This window comes from Rhodococcus sp. MPR-R1B, assembly GCF_058793255.1.
Genome location: NZ_JBXAFO010000003.1, coordinates 396,525 through 418,543 on the forward strand (window position 1 = coordinate 396,525; position 22,019 = coordinate 418,543).

Annotated in this window: 21 protein-coding genes; 16 read left to right on the forward strand and 5 right to left on the reverse strand. The window is 61.1% G+C overall.

Annotation, left to right across the window (positions count from 1 at the left end; all coding sequences use genetic code 11):
• Window positions 1-172: 172 nt before the first annotated feature.
• Both AC1Q61_RS07165 and AC1Q61_RS07170 read right to left on the reverse strand, forming a co-directional pair.
• Entirely contained in the window at window positions 173-1,099 is a 927-nt protein-coding gene (locus tag AC1Q61_RS07165) for a LysR family transcriptional regulator (protein WP_042922962.1), read from the reverse strand.
• On the reverse strand, window positions 1,096-1,986 hold the full coding sequence (locus AC1Q61_RS07170) for a LysR family transcriptional regulator (RefSeq protein ID WP_042922964.1): 891 nt from the start codon (window positions 1,984-1,986) through the stop codon (window positions 1,096-1,098). The genes AC1Q61_RS07165 and AC1Q61_RS07170 overlap by 4 nt, the downstream gene beginning before the upstream one ends.
• 234 nt (window positions 1,987-2,220) lie before the next feature.
• Between AC1Q61_RS07170 and AC1Q61_RS07175 the strand changes: the two genes are divergently transcribed.
• The 6 genes from AC1Q61_RS07175 (at window position 2,221) to AC1Q61_RS07200 (ending at window position 8,241) form a co-directional block, all read left to right on the forward strand.
• Window positions 2,221-3,093 carry an ABC transporter permease gene (locus AC1Q61_RS07175; protein WP_042922966.1) on the forward strand — a complete coding sequence of 291 codons (873 nt, stop codon included), beginning with the start codon at window positions 2,221-2,223 and terminating at the stop codon, window positions 3,091-3,093.
• A gap of 11 nt (window positions 3,094-3,104) precedes the next feature.
• The gene (locus AC1Q61_RS07180) at window positions 3,105-3,878 is read left to right on the forward strand and encodes an ABC transporter ATP-binding protein (protein WP_252194664.1); all 774 of its coding nucleotides are present in this window, start codon (window positions 3,105-3,107) and stop codon (window positions 3,876-3,878) included.
• Between the two features lie 60 nt (window positions 3,879-3,938).
• Window positions 3,939-4,895 (forward strand): ABC transporter substrate-binding protein, encoded by a 957-nt coding sequence (locus AC1Q61_RS07185; RefSeq protein ID WP_003943065.1) that lies wholly within the window; start codon window positions 3,939-3,941, stop codon window positions 4,893-4,895.
• 51 nt (window positions 4,896-4,946) lie between these two features.
• Entirely contained in the window at window positions 4,947-6,044 is a 1,098-nt protein-coding gene (locus tag AC1Q61_RS07190) for a hypothetical protein (protein WP_042922968.1), read from the forward strand.
• Window positions 6,041-7,177 carry a CaiB/BaiF CoA transferase family protein gene (locus AC1Q61_RS07195; RefSeq protein WP_007735579.1) on the forward strand — a complete coding sequence of 379 codons (1,137 nt, stop codon included), beginning with the start codon at window positions 6,041-6,043 and terminating at the stop codon, window positions 7,175-7,177. Before AC1Q61_RS07190 ends, AC1Q61_RS07195 begins: the two co-directional genes overlap by 4 nt.
• An 80-nt stretch (window positions 7,178-7,257) precedes the next feature.
• A complete protein-coding gene (locus tag AC1Q61_RS07200; RefSeq protein WP_007735577.1) occupies window positions 7,258-8,241 on the forward strand; it encodes an NAD(P)H-dependent flavin oxidoreductase in 984 nt (327 codons plus the stop codon).
• Here the strand turns inward: AC1Q61_RS07200 and AC1Q61_RS07205 are convergent, their stop codons facing one another.
• Complete coding sequence (locus tag AC1Q61_RS07205) at window positions 8,242-8,418, reverse strand: hypothetical protein (protein WP_156511704.1); 177 nt, start codon at window positions 8,416-8,418, stop codon at window positions 8,242-8,244.
• 419 nt (window positions 8,419-8,837) lie between these two features.
• On the opposite strand from AC1Q61_RS07205, the gene AC1Q61_RS07210 reads away from it, so the two are divergent.
• On the forward strand, window positions 8,838-9,854 hold the full coding sequence (locus AC1Q61_RS07210; RefSeq protein WP_042922072.1) for a hypothetical protein: 1,017 nt from the start codon (window positions 8,838-8,840) through the stop codon (window positions 9,852-9,854).
• 997 nt (window positions 9,855-10,851) lie between these two features.
• On the forward strand, window positions 10,852-12,021 hold the full coding sequence (locus AC1Q61_RS07215; RefSeq protein ID WP_042922071.1) for an iron-containing alcohol dehydrogenase: 1,170 nt from the start codon (window positions 10,852-10,854) through the stop codon (window positions 12,019-12,021).
• 79 nt (window positions 12,022-12,100) lie between these two features.
• Here AC1Q61_RS07215 and AC1Q61_RS07220 read toward each other — a convergent pair whose 3' ends face one another.
• Window positions 12,101-12,781, reverse strand: a complete 681-nt coding sequence (locus tag AC1Q61_RS07220) for a TetR/AcrR family transcriptional regulator (protein ID WP_007735574.1) — start codon at window positions 12,779-12,781, stop codon at window positions 12,101-12,103.
• The gene (locus AC1Q61_RS07225) at window positions 12,768-14,414 is read right to left on the reverse strand and encodes a class I adenylate-forming enzyme family protein (protein ID WP_252194665.1); all 1,647 of its coding nucleotides are present in this window, start codon (window positions 14,412-14,414) and stop codon (window positions 12,768-12,770) included. The genes AC1Q61_RS07220 and AC1Q61_RS07225 overlap by 14 nt, the downstream gene beginning before the upstream one ends.
• A 153-nt stretch (window positions 14,415-14,567) precedes the next feature.
• On the opposite strand from AC1Q61_RS07225, the gene AC1Q61_RS07230 reads away from it, so the two are divergent.
• From AC1Q61_RS07230 to AC1Q61_RS07265, 8 genes are all read left to right on the forward strand, one after another.
• Complete coding sequence (locus AC1Q61_RS07230; RefSeq protein ID WP_051649580.1) at window positions 14,568-16,517, forward strand: flavin-containing monooxygenase; 1,950 nt, start codon at window positions 14,568-14,570, stop codon at window positions 16,515-16,517.
• Between the two features lie 2 nt (window positions 16,518-16,519).
• Window positions 16,520-17,710 (forward strand): CaiB/BaiF CoA transferase family protein, encoded by a 1,191-nt coding sequence (locus tag AC1Q61_RS07235; RefSeq protein ID WP_042922113.1) that lies wholly within the window; start codon window positions 16,520-16,522, stop codon window positions 17,708-17,710.
• 40 nt (window positions 17,711-17,750) lie between these two features.
• Window positions 17,751-18,404 carry a TetR/AcrR family transcriptional regulator gene (locus AC1Q61_RS07240; protein WP_042922070.1) on the forward strand — a complete coding sequence of 218 codons (654 nt, stop codon included), beginning with the start codon at window positions 17,751-17,753 and terminating at the stop codon, window positions 18,402-18,404.
• Between the two features lie 78 nt (window positions 18,405-18,482).
• Complete coding sequence (locus AC1Q61_RS07245) at window positions 18,483-19,388, forward strand: metal-dependent hydrolase (protein ID WP_193594746.1); 906 nt, start codon at window positions 18,483-18,485, stop codon at window positions 19,386-19,388.
• Complete coding sequence (locus AC1Q61_RS07250; RefSeq protein WP_492651206.1) at window positions 19,385-20,521, forward strand: PDR/VanB family oxidoreductase; 1,137 nt, start codon at window positions 19,385-19,387, stop codon at window positions 20,519-20,521. Before AC1Q61_RS07245 ends, AC1Q61_RS07250 begins: the two co-directional genes overlap by 4 nt.
• Before the next feature lie 8 nt (window positions 20,522-20,529).
• Window positions 20,530-20,958: a limonene-1,2-epoxide hydrolase family protein gene (locus AC1Q61_RS07255; protein WP_030243698.1), complete on the forward strand. Its 429-nt coding sequence runs from the start codon at window positions 20,530-20,532 to the stop codon at window positions 20,956-20,958.
• 188 nt (window positions 20,959-21,146) lie between these two features.
• Window positions 21,147-21,344, forward strand: a complete 198-nt coding sequence (locus AC1Q61_RS07260; RefSeq protein ID WP_020971351.1) for a hypothetical protein — start codon at window positions 21,147-21,149, stop codon at window positions 21,342-21,344.
• Between the two features lie 39 nt (window positions 21,345-21,383).
• On the forward strand, window positions 21,384-21,671 hold the full coding sequence (locus tag AC1Q61_RS07265) for a hypothetical protein (protein ID WP_492651207.1): 288 nt from the start codon (window positions 21,384-21,386) through the stop codon (window positions 21,669-21,671).
• The last annotated feature ends 348 nt before the right edge of the window (window positions 21,672-22,019 follow it).

Sequence of the window (22,019 nt, forward strand, 5' to 3'; positions counted from 1 at the left end):
CGAAGTTGATCCGGAGTGACGTGTATTACATATTCACGGGAAGGCAACCCGTCGGCTTTGTTTCAGGAAACGGACTATCCCAGAAGTGTTGTGTCTGTGGACAAAATCATCGTTCTCGGTGGACGCCCGGCCGACGCGAATACCCAGAGCGCAAGGTCCAGTTCGCCTCGGCCTACGGCTTCCGCGCGGATTGCTCGGCACACAGCCGTAGGAAATGTTCGACGATCTGCGTGTTCGGGCCGTCCCTTGCCACGGCTGCGATCTTCCGTGGGGGCAGTTCGAATATCTCGCCCACAGTGCACCCGCGTTCGGATGCTCGCTCGGCACTGGAGAGTTCGAGGATGACAGCACCGATCCCTTCGTACGCGAAATCCGCGAAGGCATCGCGGTGCTGTGACCTCATCACGAATGCGTGGTCGATTCGCGGTTCGATCGACCGCAGATGGCGATAGACATCGGAAGTTTCGAACCGTGGTGCGACAACCAAGCCGATGCGCATGAGGTCCTCGCCGATGAATACCCCGTCCACCGGTGGCGGGGTACCGGGCGGGCAGACGAGCCGCAACTTGTGGTCCGGAAGGCGCACCGTGCGCGTCCCGGGAACACCGGTGGGCAGCGACTCCATTATTGCCACGTCAGCGGTGCCTGCCATGACCGGGTGAATCGCATCGGCCACGGACGACCCAGGCGGATCCGAGATGGTGATCCTCAGGTTCGGCACCTCCGTGCGCAGCGCTCCGAGCAGTACCGCTGCGGGATCGTCCGCAAGGCTCGCTGTCGTGGCAACACTGAGGTGGGGGACTGCTGACAGTAAGAACTCGCGCTCGACCACTAATCGGTCGAGCGCGGCCAGCGCTTCGCGTGCTGGATCGATGAGATTCCGTCCGCGCGCAGTCAGCGTCGCGCCGGTCCGGCCTCGATTGAAAAGCCGTCCTCCGACGCGTCTTTCGAGCCGCGCAATTGATTGAGAGACGCTCGATGTACCCGTGAACTGATTTGCCGCTGCCGCCGTGATGCTGCCGTGTTCGACGACGGCAAGGAAGTCTTGTAGCTGCCGCGGATCGATTCGCGGGGTGGCGGACTCTCCGAACTTGCTCATCCGGCGTTCCCCATTCCACCTTCGTCACGTAATCGGCTGGTCGTCTCGATAAACGCTTGTGCCGCAGGCGATGGCGTCGAACCGTGGAACATCCAGATATCACGAGTGAGCGGGGGCCGAGTACGACACAGCACCACACCTTCTCCGACTGTATCGGCGACAGATTCGGGAAGGAAAGCGACGCCGACTCCCGCGCGTACAAGTGGGATCATCGAAGCCACAGAGATAGTCTCCGCAACCACCGCCTCGTCCACAGTGCCTTCGCCCAGGCGTTCCGCCAACAGTCGCCGAGTGACATCGTCACGCGGGCTGGTGATCAATCCGATTCGCAACAGATCCGTCAACGCCGCTGCCCCCTCGCCTTCACTTCGTGCGGCCGGCACCAGCGCAACGATTTGTTGCCGGCCGAGAAGGATACGTTCAACGCCCTCGTCGAACACCTCGTCCACCCCGAGGCCGATATCAGCCTGACCCGAGGCGACCACCGTTCCGATTCCGTCGGTGTCATTGCTGAGCATCGTCACCGCAACGTTCGGAAATTTGCTTTTGAACGCACCCAGGGCCGTGGCCGCTGGATCACGCGCCAGTGTTCGCGGACACACGACCGTCAGCCGACCCCGCTGCACGACGTTCAATGGATGCAAAGCGTGATCCAAATCCCGGTATGCCCGAAGTACTTGGGCCGCCGGACCTGTGAGATCGCGTCCAGCGTCGGTCAGGGTGACTCCCCGCGAGCCACGGCGGACGAGCGTCAGGCCGCACTCTTTCTCCATTCTGGCGAGAGCCTCCGAGATTGTCGGCTGGCTGACCCCCAGTCCGCGAGCCGCAGCGGAAATGCTGCCCCGATCAGTAAGGGCGAGAAAGTATTCCAGATGACGCCGGTCCATTCGGGGTTCCCTTCTCGTGGCAGTCCTCGCGCGCGCCCGATTTTGCGCCCGTCAGGCATAGGGAAACCCTATGGCATACCTCTCGAATGTGGCGTAGACGGGAAGAAGAATCCCGTGATCTGCTTCACATATGAACGCAGTGAGCAACAACCCGGGGAGCTTCGACCAGAGGCACCCGTCTGCTTTTGTCGAGCACCTATCGCCGCCTGCGAGCACCACGGAGGAGGCGCCGAAATGACCGAAACCATCACCGCAAGTTCGCCATCCGGTGCTACGTCACCCCGTTCTGCGAGGCGGGCACGCTCTGAGCCGAAGCCCGCTCGACAGCGTCGATCCGGTACGCGACTCACCATCGGGGTACGACTGGCCCAGGTCGCGCTGCTTCTGGTCCTACTCGGAGCGTGGCAGCTCGTCGCATCGCAAGGTTGGATCGAGCCAGTTCTGGCCAAAACGCCAGGCGAGGCCTGGGCCTACTTCACCGCAGCGGTGCAGTCGGGCGAGATTTCGTCGAACTTGCGTGCCACGATGACTGCCGTCGTGATCGCGTGGATCCTCGCCAGCGCAGTCGGGGTGGCGGTCGGACTCTCTCTCGGACTGCTTCCGACCCTCGAACGCATCATGAGTCCGTTCCTGGATGCGGCGAATGCCATGCCACGTCTTGCGCTGGCGCCTCTGCTTATCGTCATCTTCGGGATCACGATGACGGCGAAGGTCGCTCTCGCGTTCACACTCGTCTTCTTCATCGTCTGCTCGAGTGCACGAGCCGGTGTGAAGACAGTGGACGACGAATGGCTCCGACTATCCACTGTCCTGAATGCCAGTAAGACACAGGTGTTCTGGCACATCCTCCTCCCCGTCGCAACACCTGGCATTTTTGCCGGTCTTCGGTTGGGGCTGATCTATTCGCTACTTGGCGTTGTCGGTTCGGAACTGATCTCGTCACGGGACGGGCTGGGCCAGCTTGTGTCGATCTACTCGGCCCAGTTCCGGATGGAAGCGGTCTACGCGATCCTCATACTTCTCGCAATCGTCGCAGTCGTCCTCAACCAGGTCATGAACTTCGCCGAGCGCTACCTCCTTCGGTGGCAGCCGCCGGCTCGACGATGACAGGAATCATCATGGATACCAACGTGATTACACCCGCCGTACAACTCGACGGACTGACGATATCCTTCCCCTCACCCGAAGGGTCGACGAAAACTGTGGTCGACAATCTCGACCTCACCATCCCTCGCGGACAGTTCGTGAGCTTGGTCGGCAGGAGCGGTTGCGGAAAGACCACTCTGCTCAACGCGCTCGCTGGATTGGTGGACGCAACAGAAGGGAAGACTGAGGTCCTCGGCACAACACCATTCGACGCTCGTTCTCGGATGGGCTTCATGATGGCCCGAGATGCGCTGTTCCCGTGGCGAACAGCGCAGAAGAACGTGGAGTACGGTCTCGAATTGAGGGGAGTACCCAAGGCGGAGAGACGAACTCAATCAGCGCGCTGGCTTGCGGCCGTTCAAATGTCCGAGGCGTCACGGCTGTGGACTTGGCAACTCTCCCAAGGGATGCGCCAGCGTGTCGCGTTGGCCCGAACGTGGGCACTGGATCCGGACATCTTGTTGATGGACGAACCCTTTGCCGCCCTCGATGCGCAAACCCGAGTCGAAGTACAGCGAGAATTCCTCGAGCTTTGGCAATCTCAGGTAGGCCGGACGGTCATCTTCGTAACCCACGACCTCGGCGAAGCCATCTGTCTCTCCGACCGCGTTCTGCTGCTCGGGGCCGGCCGGGTGATCGACGACGTCAGCATTGACATCGAACGCCCCCGCGAACTCGAAACCCTCACCGCCGAACCTCGATACATCGAAATCTTCAACCGGCTGCGTGGTCAGCTCGACCACTGATGTGCCCAGCCAACTCAGCTTGATTTCTGATGCGCCCAGCCATCAAGGAACAGGAATCCCATGAAACTTCGACCTTTTGTCGGCACAGTCATTGCAGCGGCCCTACTGCTTTCCGCGTGTGGAGGGGGAGGGCGTCCGAACGACGGTAGCGTCGCCATCGGGGTCTACCCTGCGAGTGCTTTGTCCCTGCCTGTCTACGTCGCTGTCCAACAAGGAATGTTCGACAAGGAAGGCCTCCACGTCGAGCTCATCGACGGAAAGAACGGGCCCGAACTCATCAGCGGTCTCATCGGCGGTACAACCGATCTCGCGGTCGGTGCACCCGGAACCGTCGTGCCGGCCATAGAGCAAGGGCAGAGTCTGCGGCCACTGTCCCCCTACGGGTCGATCGATCTTGCCATCGCCGTGACGAAAGACAGCGGCATCACCACCATCGAGGATTTGCCCGGCAAGCGGATCGCCATACCGTCGCGTGGCGGCGCGGCCGAGCAATTCGTCAATCAGCTTCTCGCAGAGAGAAACATCGACGCCTCCACGGTGCAATTCATCGCAGCGGCACCCACCGCGAGTCAGATACCACTCGCACGAAAGGGCGACATAGATGCCGCCGTTCTCACCGCTGCCAGCCAGGCCGTATTCGATGCTCAAGGAATTCCGATGACGGCGATTACAGAAGTAGACCCGGTGGGCTCTGACGGCGTGAGTTCATACGGCCTGGGCACGGTGCTCGTCACGACAGCCACATTCGCTGAATCCGATGCTGCTGCCCCCGTGTGTGCGGCGCTCGAGGCCGCAGCAGGGTGGATAGCCGATCCCGCGAACGAGCAAGCAGGAGCTCAACTTCTCACCGAGCGAATGAATGTTCCTGCTGACAAAGCCAACCAGGTGTGGGCTTCGCAGAAGAGCCTCTGGCCTGTGCAGATTTCGGCCGACCGATGGACCCAGAACGTCAGATGGGTGAACAACCAGACCTCGGGCAAGTCCGACGCAGACGTCCCTTTCGACCCCCTCTGCTGACCAACGCCCCCATACACAATCCAGTTCGTCTACCACGAGAGAGAAGAAACGATGACACAACTCACTGACCAGTCAACACAATCCGAGTCCCAGCACGATCGCCGGCAGCTCACCGAGGCTTGGTCTGCAGTCACCGACAGCCTTGCGACATTCGGTTCGACCGCTGCCGCTACCGGATCGCCGCTGGACAGCGCCGAAGGTGTACGGCACGCACTTCGCCTGTTCGGATACCTCGCCGAGATGAACATCGAGCGCCAAGACGTGCTCCGGCCTGAACTCTTCACCCTGATGTCACCGATGCGAAAGTTCTGGGGAGACGGCATCGACGTCGACTACTGGACTGCGATGATCGACCCCAACGAGACATATCGCATTCACGGTAACCGTGGCACAGTGCCCTACGTCGCCGTCCTCGCCAATCGTGTGGGCGCGTCTGGGACCGACCGGGTCGCCGACAACATCGTCATCGACGACAAGGTGTGTGACGCGGACGGCAACTTCGAGATCTTCGTCGCACAAGAGCTGGAGGGGCGCAGCGGCATTCGGCTGGATGAGCGCTGCTTCGACGTAGTAGTTCGTGTGTATCACAAGACGCGTAACGCGGAGATCGATCCTGTTCTCCACATCGAGCGCCTCGGTCCGCCGCCTGGTGCACGCCCCGATCTCGACACGGCGTGGCTGACCCAGCGCCTCACGAAACTTGCTCGTGGCATGGACGTGAGCCTTCGACGCAGTCTTCAGCTCATCGAAACACTCAGTCAGTCTCCCAACGAGATTCGCGTGACCTCGGAGCAGCGAGGGTGGGGAGACTTCTACGGCACCAGCTCCAACCAATACGTTGCCGGCTGGTGGTCACTGAAAGACGCTACTGCCGTGGATATTACATTCACTCTCCCGGACTGCACCTACTTCGGAGTGATGCTGTACAACCACTGGTTCGAGTCCTTCGAGTACCGCGACCACACCGTCAACCTCAACGACGCACACTTCGAACGCAATGACGATGGAACGGTGACGATCCGAATCGGGGGAGCAGAAGGTGACAGAAACCGACTGAACCCCTGCAACCACACCGAAGGAATTCTGTTGGCGCGCTGCCTGGAGCCCGCTGAGGATGTCACTTCGCCTCATGTGGAGATCATTCGATGACCGACGAAGTAGACCTGCCGTTGGCAGGTGTCCGAGTAGTGGAGATCGGTCAGCTGATCGCAATACCCAGCGCCGGGCAGCAGTTGTCCGACCTCGGTGCGGAGGTCATCAAGCTCGAGCCCCCCGGCGGTGAACCGGCCCGACAAATCGACGCCGACTACGCGCGCGGCATCTTCTACGGGTACAACCGTGGAAAGCGTTCAATCTGCCTCGACCTCAAAGACTCCGCCGATCTGCAGCGAGCTCGGGATCTGATCGCATCGAGCGACATCTTGCTGCACAATCTTCGCCCGGGAACCCTCGATCGATTGGGATTCTCCTCTACCGAACTCCAACGCCTGCGACCGGAAATCATCGCCGTCTCGGTGAGCGGGTACGGGGCGGAAGGCCCGTCCGCCACCCGCGCGGGGCTCGACATCGCTGCGCAAGCAGAGAGCGGACTGATGTCGGTGACGGGTGAGGCGGATAGCCCACCACAACGTGTGGGCGCACCGGTCATAGACCATGCAACGAGCTATGTCGTCGCGCAGGCGGCACTAGCAGCGCTACTTCGACGTGAGCGCACCGGCAAAGGATCGTCCGTCCGAGTCTCCCTGCTGGACGTCGCAATCCACTTGCAGACCGCCAACTGGATCGAGTGGCAGGTATCCGGAAAGCCCATGAGTCGCAAAGGGAACGGACAACCAAGCGTCGCACCGGCGGCAGACGTCTTTCGCGCCGCCGACGGCGAGCTGGTGATCAGCGGATACCAACCGCGCGCATGGATCGAACTGTGCAAGGCGATCGACCTACCCGAGTTGGCCGACGACCCGAGGTTCACCACCAACGCGCTGCGCGTGGAAAACCGTGTTGACCTCGTCGCCACGATCGAGAAGCAGCTGTGCTACCGCAGCGCCGCTGAGGCAGTAGAGCATCTCACTGCGGCCGGAGTGGTTGCCGCAGTTGTGCGTGACTACGACCAGGTAATTTGCGCCGACGATGTGATTGCGAACCGTACCTTCATCCCCGGCACCAACGAACATGGCGAACAGTATTTGACGCCTGCCATGCCCTATCGCGCCGAACCTCCGATGGCACGAACTGAACTTTCACAGGTTCCGGCCTTGAACGAGTGGACAACATCGACGCGCTGAATGCGCCGTTCGGGTCGAAATTGACTTTGCACCAACGTAACTGACAAACAGATAGCCATGCACCATCGAGGAGATGTCCAGTGCTGACCACCGCATTTACCGAGACATTCGGAGTTCGCCACCCAATCGTGCAGGGCGGCATGCAATGGGTGGGGAGAGCAGAACTCGTAGCGGCAGTTGCAAACGCCGGCGCGCTCGGCATGCTCACTGCCCTGACACAGCCGACACCTGACGATCTTGCCCGAGAAATATCCCGAACGCGCGAGCTCACCGATCAACCTTTCGGGGTCAACCTCACAATCCTCCCGACGATCACACCTCCGCCCTACGATGAGTATCGCAACGTGATCATCGACTGCGGAGTGAAAGTCGTCGAGACAGCTGGATCGTCTCCCGCGCCCCATCTGCCGCACTTTCACGGCGCAGGCATCAAGGTTCTCCACAAGTGCACCAGCGTCCGCCACGCGGTCAAAGCCCAAGTCCTCGGCGTCGACGGCATCAGCATCGACGGGTTCGAATGTGCCGGGCATCCAGGGGAAGACGACGTACCGGGTCTCGTCCTCATCGCTGCAGCAGCAGAGCGGATCAGCATTCCCATGATCGCGTCCGGTGGATTTGCCGATGGGCGAGGATTAGTGGCGGCCCTCGCGCTCGGCGCCGACGGCATCAACATGGGTACCCGGTTCATGTGCACCGAGGAGTCTCCGATTCACCGCAACATCAAAGAGGCGATAGTCGCTGCCTCGGAGGTCGACACGGAACTGATTTTCAGGTCACTACGCAATACCGCACGGGTAGCACGCAACAGCATCAGCCGAGAAGTTGTCGAAATTCTCTCCAGTGGTGGCAAATTCGAAGACGTTCGACATCTTGTTGCCGGTGCGCGGGGCAGAGCGGTGTTCGACAGCGGCGACCAGGAGGCTGGCATCTGGACGGCTGGGACTGTGCAAGGATTGATTCACGACATCCCCACAGTGGGTGAATTGGTGGAACGAATTGTCACAGAGGCCGAAGCACTGATTGCCGGACGGCTTACCGGCCTCCTGGACCCGGTCAGCGCCTGACTACGTCCGAACCCGCTGAGCGCTACAGTCGGCCAGTCCTTCGCGCATGACCCCTGCCGTTGCGCTCGTCGACCCGCATGCCGCCGATACCTCGTCCTCGATGCGTCGTGCGGTGACGGTGAGCTCTTCGCGATCGCCTCGCGGCTTGTCATCGCCGTTCGATCGTTTCGGGTGCATCCGGACGATCATTGACGTCAGGACGAGGAAAGGAGGTGTACTCCGAATTGCTTGCGGTCATCAGAGTAACAACCGCAAGGTTTTGATCGGCACCGAACACGATCTACTCGACGTTGTGGCCATGGGGCTACCAAAACATCACCGTCGGCCCACAGCAGCTCCCCCCATTACGTCCCCCGACATTTCTTGGCTTCGACTGCATACAGCAAGGACGAGAGCCCGGCGCGCCCGTCCCGACTGTGCGATCGTCGAAGTCGTCTCACAACCCTTTCAAGGCACCTAGTCCCTATGGCGCTACGATCCCCGCAACAATCTTGCGCTTGACCGAATACTGAAGTCCCACGAGCCCGATAGCGTTCGCGATAGAATCCGATATTTCGCTCGCATCGTCCGGGGCACACCGAAGGGGAATCAAGAGCATGCATGCGGTACCGACCCGGAGGGCGAAATTCGTTGCAGCGGGATTGATCATCGCTGTGGCTACTGCTGGTGCTATCGGTGTATCGAAGATCTTCGCTGCACGCCCATCCTCTGCGAATATCGAAGAGACCATCACGAAAGCGGAACGTGGACGGCACAATCCAGCGTGTGAACCCATCCCGTCGAGGCCCGATGCAGCTACGTTGCGTCGCTCTTCTGACGCGTCGGTTCGTTTGACGAACGTGGTACAGACTGCTGCGCAGCTCTTGCGAGTCAACGGAGCGGCTTGGGGGCCCCAAGTCGCTGTCGGTACTGAGCTATCCATTGATGAAGCTTTCGAGAACGCCGGTTCGATTCCCGGAGATGCGATAGTCGCAGAAGCGGAGTGGCTTCGTCAGGCGCAACGAGATGGACTCTACGACGACGCAGATCGTTCGCTCGATTCGCTTGTCCGGCACATCGAGTCGACAACCATCACGGACGTCGACCTCGCCAGCCATCTGGGGCCGAATTGGCCCGCAGTAATCGATGTCGTCGGGACTGTCGCCGTGATCGGGTTCGAGGAGTACGTGAGCAAGGTGCGCGCGTCACCCCCGATGAGAGCAGCTGACGCGCTCGACCTTCGATCCGCGTTGCGGGAGAACACGGTAGCCCTCGGCCTGGAGGCGGAGTGGGACGGCGCTCAGGAGTTGGTCGCTCTCTACTTTCAAGGATGCACTTCGGCCGCGCTGAGCCGGCGAGAAGCGAACCTTTCGGTCGAGGATTACATCCATGATTGGGACCTGGCGGAGGCTCTGGCACGCGACGCCGTAGCTGCTGCTTTCGCAGCAGATCTCACGAGCAACGAGAACCGTGGACGAGTCGAGATCTTGGCACGAGGTCTTCAGATCATCCAGGCGCCAGACGAATTGGGTCCAAACGACCGGTTGACCCGATCCGTGGATCCGAACGAAAACTTGAATCCGGACGAGGTCGCGCTTCTCGAACTGGAAGATCCATTGATCGAGGGCGAGTGACACGACCAGAGCCTCCGGCGAGTGTGGCGCGGCAAGCAGAAGGGTGGTTGCCGATGTGGCACCGCGCTCTCAGAACCGAAGTGACGCAACATCATCGTGCTCTCCTCTTCGGTGCCCCCTTGCTCACGCAGACAACGCAGCACCTCCTTTCGATACGCACGTAATCGAACCCCGAAAATCATGTCCTCTAGCTGACGGTCCATCCAGTCGAAGAAACAGTTCGCGTCGTGCGGCGGCAGCGGATTTACCGTGGGTATGCCCAGTCTCGAAGCCCCAGCAGAAGCCGAGGGTCTCGACTAACTTTGCCGGACCGACTGCAATGGTCAGCTTCGGCGGAGTGAATCTCGGAAGAAGAAACCTTCGTCCCCGATATGCCAACTCCCTTTGCAGCCGGATCGACCCGCGGCATACCTCGCGATAATTGTTCACCACAGTGCAGCTGTTCTGACCAAGGAAAGGTCGAGGCGCTTCTCCACGGCGAAGTCGATGCATGTCGCGCCGTCGACACCATGCACCTGAGTGCAGGGAAGGGTGCGCACTGGATTCGGCGTCCGTCACCAGAGTGCCAGTGATGGCTACAGCCCCAGTACTCAACCCAGGCGTCATCACGCAGCTGTTCCCGAAATTAGGCAATCGGCGGTTAGGTAATTCGACCTTTTGGGGATCGAATCCACCGTAACCGATTCTCGCCCTCCACTGGAGATGCAACGGCGCGCCGCCGAGAGCCATGAAGATTTCTGAAAAACTGCAGATCAAGTCAGTATTGACGCCCACGGACTAACCTCGCCCTCTGGTTCCGCTGGCCAAAAGACAAACGATTGTGGCGTGCGCCACAAATCTCCTATAGGGTAACCACTGTTAGCCTGCGACGGGGTGCGAGACATTTCCCAGCGCCGGATCCACGCTCTATCCCACTCCTGAACAGACCGAGCGAGAGCTGAGCGCTCTTGACGACGTCGTGGTGGATTGAGGATCAAGAAAGAAAGATGGTATTGCCGTGCAGTCATCACTTGTCTCTCTGCCGTCCATGGAGAGAGTCCGCATTGGCGCTCCGGTCGCGGAGGCCGCGGCCCAGGAAGCAGAGTTGCTCGGGGCGAACCGAGTCTTCGTCGTATGTAGCGGGACGCTCAACTCGCAGACCGACGAGATCGCTCGGGTGATCGAGGCATTGGGTGATCGATTCGTGGGACTGTTCGATGCGGTTCGACCTCATGTACCGCGCGAAGACGTCATTGCTGCCACCCGAGTTGCTGCCGACGCCGATCCGGACATGCTGTTGTGCGTGGGCGGCGGATCGGCGACGGACCTGGCGAAGATCCTTGCAATCACTCTGGAGCACGGAGTTCGCGAGGCATCGCAAATGGACGCCTACCACCTGCAGGTCAATCCCGACACATCGGTGACCGCCCCCACCTTCTCCGCCCCGAAGATCCCGGTAGTGGTGGCGCCCACGACCCTGGCGGGAGGTGAGTTCAACGCGTTGGCCGGGTCGACGGATGAGAAGAGCAACGTCAAAGAGGGTTACTTGCATCCGGCGATGACCCCGAAGGCTGTCATCCTCGATCCTGCACTCACGCTGCACACTCCGGAGTGGCTGTGGCTGTCGACCGGGGTTCGCGCACTGGACCACGCCTTCGAGACCCTGGGCTCGCTCGAATCGAACGGATACTACGACGGGATGGCGATGAATGCCATACGACTGCTCTCCGAAGGACTCGTCCGAGTGAAGGAGAACACCGACGACGTGGATGCGCGTCTGATGTGCCAGGTCGGTGCGTGGTCGTCAATGGTCGCGATCGTCGCAGGCCTCGACATGGGCGTCAGCCATGCCGTCGGGCATGCACTCGGCGGTTCGTTCAACGTCCCACACGGGTACACCTCCTGCGTCATGGCGCCCTTCGCGCTCGAGTACAACCGCGAAGTCAACGAGCATCGCCAGGCGCTGATCAGTGCGTCCTTGGGTGCGCCGCAAACGCCCGCACACGAGTTGGCGGACTCGCTCATTCGGCGGCTCGGCATGCCGAGATCGCTGGGAGAAGTCGGGCTGACCGAAAACGACCTCCCCAGTCTGGCTACGTACACGTTCAAGGACATCTGGTGCGGGACCAACCCGAACCCCATCGCGAATCCGGATGCTTTGGTTCCTTTGTTGCGGCGGGCACTCTGATCGAGCTCGAAAACAAGTGATCCCCCTCCACGTCGGGTGGAGGGGGATCACTTGTTTTCGGGCTGAACGGGCGTAACCGTCAGCTGGGCGTACCGCCGTTACCACTCTGCGTTCCGGGACGGTGACGGAGAATTCCGACGACGATGTAATCCACGTAGGTTGCCACCAGCGCCTCGATATCGTGGTCGTCTCGAAGCCACCAGCTCACGCCGTTCATGAGGTCGAGCACCGCAACAGCCGCACGCTGTGGGTCGGCGATCTCGAACTCTCCGGCGCGGACCCCGGCAGCAATCACATCGCGCACACGCCTCTGGTAGTACTTGCGGTACTCGAGCACCCTCATACGGTGTTCGTCGGTAAGCGCCGAGATCTCTCGTAGGCTTACCAGATGCTCGACCCTGTTCATCGCCAAATACCGCAGATGAACATCGATCAGTGAGGTGAGTCGCTCGACCGGAGTTCCAGTCTCGTCGAGGACAAGTAGATGCTCCTCGACCGGGTCCCGAGTCATCTTGAGCGCGATCGCGTAGAGGATCTCCTCTTTCGAGGTGAAGTGGTTGTAGAGGCTCGCGCCCTTGATTCCCACCGAATCTGCGATGCCACGCATGCCTGCCGAGTGGTAGCCCTGATCCGCGAAGTATTCGGCCGCCGCGGCCAGTATGTCGTCACGTCTGCTTGGAAGCCCTTCAAGCCGTGGTCGACCGGATCCGGGTGTCGCGCTGCTGGCAGGATCGATGTTCAGCGTTTCAGTCCTTTGCATACAGGCGGCGTAGTTCTCTCTTGAGCAGCTTCCCCTGAGGGTCCGTGGGCAGCTCATCCACAATCTTGATCGCCTTTGGAACCTTATAGCCTGCGAGCACGGTCTTGCAGTGGTCTCGCAACTCCTGGCCGGTGAGGTCGCTGCCGTCTATGACGATGACGAAGCCTGTGACCGCCTCGGACCAGTATTCGTCCGGAAGTCCCACGACGGCGGCGCGCGACACCTCGGGGTGGGCTTGTAGTACGCGCTCGACCTCCTGCGAGGACACGTTGTAGCCGCCCGTCTTGATCATGTCCTTGCTGCGATCGAGGAAGAACATGTTGCCCTCCGAATCGCGACGTACGATGTCGCCGGTGTGGACCCAACCACCGTCGAGGACAGCGGCGGTCTTCTCGGGATCCTTGTAGTAACCCAGCATCACCGACGGCGTGCGACAGAGGAGTTCACCTCGCTCTGCTTCATTTCCGTCGGCATCGACCACCTTGACCTCGAGATGGCCTACAGGCTTGCCGATCCAGGTCGGATCCTGATCGGGAATGTCCTCGAGTCGCTTGAACCAGCCGACGGAGCCCAACTGCGTCAACTCGGACTGACCCCAGTAGGTGCCCCACACCGATGCGGGCGCCGCGTGGTGCCATGCGTCCACCGTTCGCGGCGAGACCTGACCTCCGTAGGTCAGGCAGCGCTGGATGGTCCCGACAGTCTCAGGACCGAAGTCAGGATGATCTGCGAGCGAGATGAAGAACGTCGGGGTTTGAGCCAGGACGGTGATCTGCTCCGCTTTGATCATGTGCAAAGCGTCGGCAGGCGCGAGGCTGGCCGGGAGCACGAGCGTCGCTCCCAATAGCAGGAGCGAGGTCAGGGAGCCGATTCCGGCAATAGTGTGGAATGGCATGACGTAGAGCCAGACGTCATCGTCCAGGCATCGCAGTCCCCATGTGTACGCAGGTGCGGTGGAGACCAGGTAGTTGCGATGCGGCAGCATGACGCCCTTCGGAGCCGCCTCGGTTCCACTGGTGTACACGATCATTGCGAGATCGTGCTCGTCGACATCGCAATCCGGCTCTGTCGGCGACGAGGACTCGAGGAGTTGATCGAAGCAGTGGCCGCCGAACTCGTCCGTGCTGTCGAGAACAATGATTTCGGGGCGGGTACCGAGTCCCGCCAGCACTTCTTCCAGTACCGGCAGGAATTCCGCGGCCACGACCACAACCGCGGGCTCGAGGTGCCCGATCTGTTGAGCCACTTCGTTCGGTCCGAAAAGGACATTGATGCCGGAGTACACCGCCCCTATTTTGAGAGCACCGTAGTAGGCGACTATCGACTCCACGCGATTGCGGGCCATCACGGCGACCCGGTCACCGCGGGAAACACCGAGTCCGAGGAACATGTGGGATGCCCGGTTGGCATCCTGATTGAGCGCACCGTAGGTGGTCACGGTGCGTCGACCACCTGGGGCATACGACACGATCGCCGGCTTCGAGTATCGACTCTGCGAGTGGCGGCGTAGCTGGTCGCCCAACGTCGCTCGCCCTAGCGGTGACGACTGGGTCGCTGTGAGGGATCGGACAAGCGGACCTGAACTCCGTCGCACATCAGTGGCATCCGATTCGACACTTGTCGACAGATCCATGGTTCCTCAACTTCCTGAATGCTTACCGCGGTTAGTATGATGTGGCTCATACTGTCATCGGCATCCACGCGGGTCAAGCAGAGTTTCCAAGCAACAATGGGAATATCGAAATCACACTTGGTTGTGTCGCTAACGACTGTTAGCCTGCATGACATGACTATCGTCACTGACCTGGACCGTGACCACCTGCGTTCGGCGGTGTTACGGGGCAACGTTCCGACCATGCTCGCCGTGTTGCTGGAGCTGACCGCCGATGAGCGGTGGGTGGCACCCCGCTATCAACCCACGCGCAGTCGGGGCATGGATGACAACTCCACGGGAGGACTTCCGGAGGACGTTCAGTCCGAAATCCGGAGCGCGTTGATCGACGCAGTGGAACGCTGGTGGACGCTGGACGAGCCGTCCCGGCGGACGCTGGACAGCTCGGAAGTCGAGCGAATCCTCAACTTCACCTGCAGCGAGACCGTGCCGCCGGACTTCGCGCCGATGATGGCGGAGATAGTCAATGGTCCGCAGATCAAGCCTGCCACCGCCAAGTGCGACGAGCGACTCCACGCCATCGTGATCGGAGCCGGCATCGCGGGGATGCTGGCCTCCGTCGAGCTCACCCGCGCTGGAATCCCTCACGTGATCCTGGAGAAGAACGACGACGTCGGCGGATCATGGTGGGAGAACCGCTATCCGGGCGCCGGAGTTGATACACCGAGCCACCTTTACTCGATCTCGTCGTTCCCTCGTAACTGGTCGACCCACTTCGGCAAGCGCGACGAGGTTCAGGGATATCTCGAGGACTTTGCGGAGGCCAACGACATCCGGCGCAATGTCCGCTTCCGCCATGAGGTGACGCGCGCCGAGTTCGAGGAGTCGAAACAGAGTTGGCGTGTGTCCGTCCAGCGACCAGGTGAGGCGCCGGAGACCCTCGAGGCTCCCATCCTGATCAGCGCGGTCGGTCTGCTCAATCGTCCGAAGATCCCGCATCTACCGGGAATCGAGACCTTCCGTGGTCGCCTCTTCCACTCCGCCGAGTGGCCGAACGAGCTCGACGATCCCGAGTCGCTCCGCGGAAAGCGAGTGGGCATCGTCGGTACCGGAGCCAGTGCTATGCAGATCGGCCCGGCCATCGCGGATCGTGTCGGATCGCTGACGATCTTCCAGCGCTCACCACAGTGGATCGCACCGAACGACGACTACTTCACGACCATCGACGACGGCGTCCACTGGCTTATGGACAACATCCCCGGCTATCGCGAGTGGTACCGGGCGCGTCTGTCGTGGATCTTCAACGACAAGGTGTACTCGTCCCTCCAGGTCGACCCCGACTGGCCAGAGCCGAGCGCCTCGATCAATGCGACCAACCATGGTCATCGCAAGTTCTACGAACGCTATCTCCGCGATCAGCTGGGTGATCGAACAGATCTGATCGAGGCATCTCTTCCGGACTATCCGCCCTTTGGTAAGCGAATGCTGCTGGACAATGGCTGGTTCACGATGCTTCGTAAGCCCGACGTCACACTGGTGCCCCACGGAGTCGACGCCCTGACACCTTCTGGACTCGTCGACACGAACGGCGTCGAGCACCAGCTGGACGTCATTGTCATGGCGACGGGTTTCCACAGTGTGCGCGTTCTTTACCCGATGGACATCGTCGGTCGATCCGGCCGGTCCACCGGAGAAATCTGGGGCGAGCACGACGCGCGCGCCTACCTGGGAATCACAGTTCCTGACTTCCCCAATTTCTTCGTCATGACCGGACCGAACACCGGCCTGGGACATGGGGGGAGCTTCATCACGATCCTGGAATGTCAGGTCCGCTACATCATGGATGCCTTGAAGTTGATGCAATCGGAAAACCTCGGCGCGATGGAGTGCCGGGCCGAGGTCAACGATCGATACAACGAGGCCGTCGACCGACAGCACGCACAGATGGTCTGGACCCATCCGGCAATGGAGAACTGGTACCGAAACCCGGACGGTCGCGTCGTGTCGGTCCTTCCGTGGCGGATCAACGACTACTGGGCCATGACCTACCGAGTCGACCCGGCAGATTTTCGTACCGAGCCGGCACGCTCCGAGTCGGTCCCGACTCCGACCGCGCGAGGGTGATCATGCAGGACGAAGCCACCGGCGGAGTGCACGGCGGGCCGCTGTCGGGTATCCGGGTCATTGAAATGGAGGCCATAGGGCCGCTACTGCACGCCGGTCTGATGTTGGCAGATCTTGGCGCCGATGTCGTGCGCATCGTGCGCCCCATCTCGATGGGAGCAGATGACGGAATCGACGATGCGAATGCGGGGATGCTCCGAGGGCGGACCGAACTCACTGCAGATCTGACCAAGACCGAAGATCTCGCCAAGGTGCGCAGGCTGATCGGCCGAGCGGACGTCCTGATGGAGGGCTCTCGGCCCGGCACGATGGAGAAGCTCGGCCTGGGCTCCGAGATCTGCCTGCAGGACAATCCGGGGCTGATCTACGGCCGAATGAGTGGCTGGGGCCAGAAGGGACCGATGGCCCGAGAAGCCGGGCACGACCTGAACTACCTTGCGCTTTCGGGCGCGCTCGAACAGCTCGGACCGGCTTCCGGGCCGCCGTCACCGCCGCTGAACTACGTCGGGAACTTCGGCGGCGGATCGATGTTCCTGCTCGTAGGAGTACTTGCCGCGCTGCACGAAAGAGAACGCACTGGCCGAGGCCAGGTGGTGGATACAGCGATGGTCGACGGCGCCAGTTCGTTGACTGCGCTCGTCCGATCGTGGCAGCATGCCGGCCGCTGGTCAGCCCGTCGTGGAACCAACCTCCTCGACGGATCTGCCCCGTTCTACCGCGCGTACGAGTGCGCAGACCACAGGTACATGGCGGTAGGGGCCCTCGAAGACGTGTACTACGACCGCTTCGTGTTCGGACTCGGATTGGATCCCGCCTCATTGCCGAATCGCTGGGACCAATCGAACTGGGACGACTTGTCCGAACGCTTCGGCAGAACCTTCGCCACACACGATCGCGACGCCTGGGTCGAGGTCTTCGACGGCCTGAACGCTTGTGTCACACCCGTGCTCACACTCCACGAGGCAACACTCCACGACCATGCAATACAGCGGACGGCCTTCGTCGATGCAGGAGGCTTTTCGATGCCCTCCGCCGCACCACGGCTGGACTCGTCACAGGGAGCAGCCCCACCACGGAGAAACGACGAACTGGACGCAACCGTGTCGCGATGGGAGATTGCCTCAGAGCACCACGGGGGCAATTCCACTCGACATCGGTCCACTCGCATGGCTGTTGGTCCACAGACGTGGTGAGCGAGAGAACCGATGGCGCCAGGCGGGCTACGATTTCGGTATGCGCAGGCTGGCTGGATCGTTCGATCGTGACCTCCCCGGGTTGCCGCGTGGCCGCGGCCGACTGGCTGTGGACGAGGTCCAAGACGCGCAACGCGATCGCATTCTGCGTGCGGTGATCTCGTCGACGGCGGAGAAGGGGATCGCCTCGACCACGATCGCCGATGTCGTCGGGCGTGCCAGGGTGTCTCGTCAAGCTTTCTACAAGCAGTTCGAGAGCAAAGAAGCGTGCTTGATCGCGGCGATCGACGCCGGCATCGAGGTGATCGTCTCCAACATCACCTCGACACAAAGCTCGACCGCCAATTTATCTCTACACGAACAGCTTTCGGCTGTCATCGAGAAGTATCTCGAGACGTGTTCGTCCGAACCGGAGTTCGTGCGAGCCTGGGTGGTGGACCTACCTGTGGCCGGCCCGGCCGGGGTGGCGAAGCGCAACGAGTACGTGGAACTGCTCGCCGATGCATTGCTCGTCGGCTACTCGTCCAAGTCTTCAGAAGCCCCGGGGCGTGAAGTGTTTCTCGCGGCGATCGGCGGTTGCAACGAGTTGTTCTACCGCCAGGTGGTTGACGGGTCGAATTCGTACATGAATCTTCACGCCCCGATCATGTCCTTCCTTGAACGGGTACTGGATCTCTCGCCCGACCCTTCGTAGTCCGGTGTTGACAAGCCAAGGGTAGATCGCCATGCTCATTCATAAGTACGCAGCAGTACTTATGAATGAGGAGTGGTCATGCGAATTACGAGTGGACTGACACAGAGTCCGATCGCACCGCCCGGCCGGGTAGCGATCCGTCCGCGGCGAGTCGATTTCGACTGGGAGAAAGCGCCTTTGGTGTGGTTGCCGAACGAGCCGATCGCCTCATACCTCCTCAGCTCGATGAACCTCGTCATCCCGGAGGGCGAACGGATGATGATCCAGGCCTTCGAGCAGGCCCTCCCGGACGTGCACGACGAGAAGCTTCGCGAGGACATGCTCGGTTTCATGGGTCAAGAACTGCTGCACGCAGAGGCGCATGACGAGGTCATGAATCAGGTGTTCACACAGCACGGGATCGACCCGGCCCCGTTCAACCGCCAGATGCAGTATTTCTTCCGTAGAACTTTGGGCGTCGGTGACGACCCCGATCCGCGGGCCATCCGGCAGCGTCTGATCGAGCGTCTCGGGATTTGCGCGTCTTCGGAGCATATGTTCGCGTTCGTGGGCGACTGGGCGTTGAACGCGGACTTGGAGAAATTCGGCGCGGATCCGCAGATGCTTGACCTCTATCGGTGGCATGGGGCCGAAGAGGTCGAGCATCGTGCCGTGGCACACGAGGTCGCCACGTACTTCGGAGTCGGCTACTTTCGCCGCTGTATCTCCATGATCATCACGTGGCCAATCTTTTTGGGGTGGTTGCTCCGTGCTGCGATGTATCTGAGTCGCAACGACCCCAACACGCCGAACATCGGTTATCCACGATTGCTACTGGAATTCGTCCGCGCCGGACGCCGCGGACTGGTGCCTGGTGTATCGAAATGGTTCTGGAGCGGTGTGTCGACGTTCGTGCCGGGATTTCACCCCGACAGTGTGGGGTCCACCGCCCAGGCCCTCGCCTACGTCGCGCAATCGCCAGCGGCCAAGCGGGTCAACACATGACACCCAACGCGCCCGAACTCACACAGCGGTGGCCGGCCCCCCGCGAGATCCCGGTCGACCTACGTCGCGGCAAGCGCCGCGACTCGATTCTGCGCATTCTGGATGTCCTGGTCTCCACGCAGGTCAAGTTGGCGGTCTTGATTCATCGCGACGAGCCACCGGAAAACCGGATCGACAAGTACAAGACAACGCTCACGGTGTCGGAGCGCACGACGGTGGCCACCGACAACGACGTGGTCAGTCTCGAACTGCGAGCACCTGACGGCAGCGACCTCGAACGGTGGTATCCCGGGGCACACCTCGACCTGTACCTGCCCTCGGGACGGATACGTCAGTACTCGCTGTGCGGCGATCCCGCCGATCGACGCTGCTACCGGATCGCGGTACGCCGGATTCCTGATGGTGGCGGCGGATCGAACGAGGTGCACGACGAGTTGCCAGTCGGTACCGTCGTCGGCGTTCGCGGTCCACGCAACGCATTCGGGTTCGTCGAAACCGGGCGAATCGAGCGCGCGAAGCGCGTTCACTTCGTGGCGGGTGGCATCGGCATCACACCGATACTGCCGATGGTCCGCGAGGCGGAGCGCATGGGCCTGGATTGGTCGCTGATGTACGTCGGTCGCGAGCGCCGCACACTACCGTTCCTCGAGGAATTGTCGCCGTTTGGTGATCGGGTCACCATCCGCACCGACGACGAATACGGCCTACCCGCAGCGAACGATCTTCTCCCGCCGAATGTGCGCAGCGGCGACGCGATCTACTGTTGCGGTCCCGTCCCGATGATAGACGCGATCACAGCTAGTGTGCGCAACGAGCCCGGTGTGGAAGTGCACGCCGAACGCTTCTCCGCCGCACCGGTCGTCGATGGACGACCCTTCCGCATCCAACTGGCTCGCACCGGTCAGGTCATCGATGTCGCCGCCGACCAGACCGCACTGGACGCGGTGCTGCGTGTGAACCCGAAAGCCCCCTATTCATGTCGTCAGGGCTTCTGCGGCACCTGCATGGTCCACGTCAGCGACGGCGACGTCGATCATCGTGACAATTCGTTGAGCCCAGCCGAGCGCGCCGCCGGCAAGATGCTCCTGTGCGTTTCGCGGAGCAACAGTCCCTGCCTGACGGTCACCACATGAATCCACCGATGAGAAAACACAATTCTCGACGACCGGAGTACCTGTTGAACGACGATCAACTGACATCGCGGGTGGTGGACCTGCTGATCGCACTGGAGGAAATGGACGCCGATGCCGTGCGCGCACTCGTCGATCCCGACATCGAATGGCGCAACACCGGCCTGCCCAGCGTGCGTGGAAGCAAACGCGTCGAACTGGCGCTCACGATCGTCTCTCGCCTGATCACCAGGTACGAGGTCGTGGAAGTGCTCACGATGACCACCGACCACAACACCGTGTCCTCCCGGCGACGAGAGATCATCCGCATCGGATGGTTCGCCATGCACCTCGACGTAGACGGCCACTACACATTCGCAAACGGCCTGCTTCGCATTTGGGACGACCGCTTCTCCTACCGCCGACTGCTCCGCGGATTGCGATTCGGCCCAACCACCTGAAGTAGCGACGTTTTGTGTCGCATTTTGCCGGGGAGTCCTCACCAGATGCTGAAATCTCCCCCTGCAGCTTCTCGACTGCATCCTCGGTTCAGGAGTTCGGCCGCTGGTGCGGAGAACTCTCGCCGAGTCTACGTTCGCGCATGTGACCAGCTCGTTGTTCCTTTGGACTGCAACGGGATTGGGTACCGATGATGGATGCTCGACAATTGTTCGCCCTCGGCGCGCTCGGTACCGGGATGTTGTCGCTGGCCTTGCAGCTGACCCCGCTGTGTCTCGGCACCGAGGATGCGGAGCAGTACGTCTTTGTTCGCGCCGCCAATGCCACCGCGGTCCTCACCCTTGCTCTGCTGTCCGCCGCATTTGTCTTCTGGCCGCCGGCTGGATGACTTTCCGGGCGCAACATGTTCACGAATGAAGGAGTTTCGGTGAATCCACCCATAAACCACTACCGCCGGCGATCGGTGGAGTCGATCCTCCTCGGCGGAGCCCTTGCAGCACTGCTGCTCTCAGGATGCACGATCAGTTCAGCAGATCCCACTACCGAGAGCAGGCAGTCGTCGAAGATGCCCACCGACTCCGAGCAGATCACCACGGTGATCCGATCTCACCTCGATACCCTCAGTACGACTCGACCGAGGTGCAACGAGAATTGTCGACGGGTCGGGGCATCCAGGGGTCGGTATCGAGCCGGCGGTCGACGGGTGCTCAACTGACGAGTAGTTCCGTAACTTTCTTCGAGAGGGCCCCACTAATGCGTATTGGAGTATCCGGCCCGCACGGGACCGGCAAGAGCACGCTGGTCGACGAGTTGTGTGGCCGCCTCGCGGGGCATATTCGGGTCGATGAACCGTATTTCGTGCTCGAAGAGGAGGGGCGCGAGTTCGAGTTTCCACCCTCGGCTGATGATTACCGTGCGCAGCTTCGTCGTTCACTGCAATTGCTGACTACACCTTCTTCTGGTGTTGTATTCGATCGCACGCCGCTTGTCAACGTCGGATGAAAAGTGATCGGTGATCGTCGGACGAAAATTCACCACCCGGCTTGGATTTAGTCCCTGCTGG

Coding starts and splice junctions, on each gene's coding strand:
- AC1Q61_RS07165 (WP_042922962.1), bottom strand. CDS start 1,099: ATGAGCAAGTTCGGAGAGTCCGCCACCCCGCGAATCGATCCGCGGCAG.
- AC1Q61_RS07170 (WP_042922964.1), bottom strand. CDS start 1,986: ATGGACCGGCGTCATCTGGAATACTTTCTCGCCCTTACTGATCGGGGC.
- AC1Q61_RS07175 (WP_042922966.1), top strand. CDS start 2,221: ATGACCGAAACCATCACCGCAAGTTCGCCATCCGGTGCTACGTCACCC.
- AC1Q61_RS07180 (WP_252194664.1), top strand. CDS start 3,105: ATGGATACCAACGTGATTACACCCGCCGTACAACTCGACGGACTGACG.
- AC1Q61_RS07185 (WP_003943065.1), top strand. CDS start 3,939: ATGAAACTTCGACCTTTTGTCGGCACAGTCATTGCAGCGGCCCTACTG.
- AC1Q61_RS07190 (WP_042922968.1), top strand. CDS start 4,947: ATGACACAACTCACTGACCAGTCAACACAATCCGAGTCCCAGCACGAT.
- AC1Q61_RS07195 (WP_007735579.1), top strand. CDS start 6,041: ATGACCGACGAAGTAGACCTGCCGTTGGCAGGTGTCCGAGTAGTGGAG.
- AC1Q61_RS07205 (WP_156511704.1), bottom strand. CDS start 8,418: ATGCACCCGAAACGATCGAACGGCGATGACAAGCCGCGAGGCGATCGC.
- AC1Q61_RS07210 (WP_042922072.1), top strand. CDS start 8,838: ATGCATGCGGTACCGACCCGGAGGGCGAAATTCGTTGCAGCGGGATTG.
- AC1Q61_RS07220 (WP_007735574.1), bottom strand. CDS start 12,781: ATGCAAAGGACTGAAACGCTGAACATCGATCCTGCCAGCAGCGCGACA.
- AC1Q61_RS07225 (WP_252194665.1), bottom strand. CDS start 14,414: ATGGATCTGTCGACAAGTGTCGAATCGGATGCCACTGATGTGCGACGG.
- AC1Q61_RS07230 (WP_051649580.1), top strand. CDS start 14,568: ATGACTATCGTCACTGACCTGGACCGTGACCACCTGCGTTCGGCGGTG.
- AC1Q61_RS07235 (WP_042922113.1), top strand. CDS start 16,520: ATGCAGGACGAAGCCACCGGCGGAGTGCACGGCGGGCCGCTGTCGGGT.
- AC1Q61_RS07240 (WP_042922070.1), top strand. CDS start 17,751: ATGCGCAGGCTGGCTGGATCGTTCGATCGTGACCTCCCCGGGTTGCCG.
- AC1Q61_RS07245 (WP_193594746.1), top strand. CDS start 18,483: ATGCGAATTACGAGTGGACTGACACAGAGTCCGATCGCACCGCCCGGC.
- AC1Q61_RS07250 (WP_492651206.1), top strand. CDS start 19,385: ATGACACCCAACGCGCCCGAACTCACACAGCGGTGGCCGGCCCCCCGC.
- AC1Q61_RS07255 (WP_030243698.1), top strand. CDS start 20,530: ATGAGAAAACACAATTCTCGACGACCGGAGTACCTGTTGAACGACGAT.
- AC1Q61_RS07260 (WP_020971351.1), top strand. CDS start 21,147: ATGATGGATGCTCGACAATTGTTCGCCCTCGGCGCGCTCGGTACCGGG.